Annotated in this window: 2 protein-coding genes; both read right to left on the bottom strand. The window is 47.0% G+C overall.

Features of this window, described 5'->3' with window-relative positions:
• Positions 1-50: 50 nt before the first annotated feature.
• The gene (locus ACTHY5_RS11680) at positions 51-1,826 is read right to left on the bottom strand and encodes an SLC13 family permease (RefSeq protein WP_441879882.1); all 1,776 of its coding nucleotides are present in this window, start codon (positions 1,824-1,826) and stop codon (positions 51-53) included.
• Positions 1,827-1,930: 104 nt separating this feature from the next.
• Complete coding sequence (asd, locus tag ACTHY5_RS11675) at positions 1,931-3,034, bottom strand: aspartate-semialdehyde dehydrogenase (protein WP_441879885.1); 1,104 nt, start codon at positions 3,032-3,034, stop codon at positions 1,931-1,933.
• Positions 3,035-3,309: the final 275 nt, after the last annotated feature.

Below are 3,309 nucleotides of genomic sequence, written 5' to 3'. Positions count from 1 at the left end.
AAAAAATCAGGCGAAATGGCGATGCGACGGTTTAATTATGTGGGGATCCCTCAGAACGGAACGCCAATACGGATAAAATCCATAAAGCGATAGTTGCCAGGCCCCAGTACCAAAGTATTTACCGGTGAAGAGATGGGCGTCATAAAAGCGGTAGAGGCGGCAATGGCAACTGTGACTGCGAAAGGGTAGGGTGAGGCGTGCATAGCTTGAGCGCTCGCAATGGCAACCGGTGCCATTAATACTGCGGTTGCGGTATTAGATATAAATAAGCTAATAAATGCGGTTGTCATAAATAAGGTGGCTAAAATAACACTGGGCCCTGCTCCACCTAATAGACCGAGTAATCCCTCTACTGCCAGATTAATTCCCCCAGTCTTTTGAAGCGCTAAGGCAAAGGGCAGCATGCCCACGATAAGAATTAAACTTTGCCAATGGATACTGCGATATGCGCTGTTCATGTCTACACAACGAAACAGCCCCATTAATAAACAGCCAATTAAAGCGGCGAGTACATTAGGCACAATACCTGTAACCATCAATAACACCATAACCGCAAGGCTTGCGATAGCATAAGGGGCTTGGCTAAGTGCGGGGGCCACTTCATCGACTTCTGCGGGCAGGCTAAGCACAACAAAATCTCGGCTATCGCTTTGTAAGCGTCGAATGTCGTTCCAGTTACCGGCCACTAATAAGGTATCGCTAACTTGCAGCGGTTCATCAATAAAAGTATCGCTAAACGCCGTTAACTGTCGGCGTAGACCAATCACGTTTAGCTTGCGTTGGCTGCGAAAGGTAAGTTCCTGAATGGTTTTTCCGATCAAGTTGGAATGAGGGGGCAGCATCACTTCGGCCACTCCAAGTTCACGATGATGATCAGCAAAATAACTATTTCCCCGTGGCCATAAAGACAAGCTTAATTCTTGGTAAGTGTCCTTCGCCGACAAGTCTGTACCAATCCAATCTATAAGTAAGCGATCGCCACTGTGAATTTCGGTGCTGCCGGTTGCTCCCAATAAAATTTGCCGAAAGCGACGTTGGCGCTCTACGGCAATCACGTTAATACCGTAGTGTTTACGTAGGTGGAGTTCATTAAGCAATTGGCCAACTAAAGGCGAGTCGTCTTTTACTCTTAAGCAGCGCTCTCGGTTGGTAAATGCATACTCATCAATCAAATCACGAATATGATGACGTTCACTTTTGGGCACAGTGCTGGTTTGGTTGGGGCTAAGCCAGCGGCGCATAAGCCGCATATAAATGATGGCTAATAACAAAACAATTAAGCCTATAGGGGCAAAGGCAAAAAAGCTGAACCCTGTTAAATTAGCACGTATTAGCTCACTTTGAATCACCATGTTGGGGGGGGTGGCTACCAGCGTCATCATGCCACTAATTAAGCCGGCAAAACTTAATGGCATCATTAAGCGACCCACAGGAATATTGAGCTTAAGCGCTATGCTTAGCACCACTGGAATAAAAATAGCGACCACGCCGGTGGAGCTCATAATTGATCCTAGCCCTGCAACACTTAGCATCAGTAATACCAGCAGGCGGGTTTCACTTTGACCTGCATGGCGCATTAAAAGCTCACCTAGCTGGTAGGCGACACCGGTTCTAACTAACCCGTCGCCCATAACAAACAATGCAGCAATCACAATGACACTGGGATCACTAAAACCGGCTAAGGCTTCTTCTACACTTAACACTCCACTTAACGGCAGCGCGACTAACACGATCAGCGCAACCGCATCCATTCGCGGACGGTTACGAATAAATAAAGCCACAGCGCTAACCAGTAATACTAAAACCCAAATAAGCTCTATATTCATTGTTAACCAAGCAAGCCACTAATAACACCAAGGTGCTGGCCAGCCTAATAAAAAACGGGCTGATTAGCCCGTTAATTTTTCTTATCTTGTGTACTGCGACCGGTTTAAGGTAGCAAATGCAACATACGGCGTAGTGGCTCGGCGGCCCCCCACAATAGCTGATCACCTACTGAAAAAGCTGACAAGTACTCAGGACCCATATTGAGCTTACGTAAACGGCCAACCGGCACGTCTAATGTACCTGTTACAGCGGCAGGTGTGAGTTCATCCATTGAGCGCTGGCGATCATTTGGGATCACTTTCACCCAATCGTTATGCTCAGCTAATATTTTTTCAATCTCAGGAATTGAAATATCTTCTTTTAGCTTAATGGTAAACGACTGGCTGTGGCAGCGCAGAGCACCGACACGCACACATAAGCCATCAATTGGAATAACCTTGTCTGTGTCTAAAATTTTATTAGTTTCAGCTTGGCCCTTCCACTCTTCACGGCTCTGGCCATTTTCTAACTGAGAATCGATCCAGGGGATCAAGCTGCCCGCCAAAGGCACACCAAAGTTATCTACTGGGAGATCGCCACTGCGAGTTTTCTCTGTGACCTTACGCTCAAGTTCAAGAATGGCAGACGCCGGATCGGCAAGCTCTGTGGCTACTTCATCACGTAACATTCCCATTTGCGTTACAAGCTCGCGCATGTGGCGTGCACCGCCACCCGACGCGGCTTGATAGGTTGAAACAGCAATCCACTCGACTAAGTCTTTTTCAAGCAGGCCGCCTAACGCCATTGTCATCAAACTGACAGTGCAGTTACCGCCAACAAAGGTTTTAGCGCCATTGGCTAGGGCATTACTAATGTGATCGCCGTTGACCGGATCTAATACAATTAGTGCTTCGTCATCCATACGCAGAGCAGAGGCGGCATCAATCCAATAGCCATTCCAGCCTGCTTCGCGCAACTTAGGATACACCTCATTGGTGTAATCGCCGCCCTGACAGGTCAGTACTACGTCTAACTCTTTGAGCGCATCTATGTCGAATGCATCCTGCAGGGTACCAGCGTCGGTGCCAAAATCGGGAGCGGGTTGACCTGCTTGAGAAGTGGTAAAAAAGACCGGTTTAATGCGAGAGAAATCACCTTCTTCAACCATGCGGCTCATTAATACTGAACCCACCATTCCACGCCAACCGACTAAACCTACAGTTTTCATCATTAAATGTCCTTCCTTTGGAAGTGAAGTAAATCAAATTTCTTTATTTACAATACCGATTAGCCGCGCAGGTGCAAGAAATAAAGGTTTTTTTGCTTAAAAAAAGACCAGTTAAGCTTCAAAAAGCACCAAAATAAAATAACACGCTCATATCCAGCTTTGTGTTAGCCGTCATTGCGAGGAGCGTAGCGACGCGGCAATCCAGTTAACGAACAGCGATAAGCTAGAAGCCGGAAGTAAAGTAGTGTACCGGTTGAGTGTCGTCCCCCTTACCC

Origin of the sequence: Oceanisphaera sp. (assembly GCF_052084945.1) — a bacterium.
Classification (GTDB): domain Bacteria; phylum Pseudomonadota; class Gammaproteobacteria; order Enterobacterales; family Aeromonadaceae; genus Oceanimonas.
This window is presented reverse-complemented; position numbering and strand designations above follow the sequence as displayed.

What these genes read in the sequence shown, in the direction of transcription:
- ACTHY5_RS11680 (WP_441879882.1), bottom strand. Translation starts at nt 1,826, where the DNA reads ATGAATATAGAGCTTATTTGGGTTTTAGTATTACTGGTTAGCGCTGTG.
- asd (WP_441879885.1), bottom strand. Translation starts at nt 3,034, where the DNA reads ATGAAAACTGTAGGTTTAGTCGGTTGGCGTGGAATGGTGGGTTCAGTA.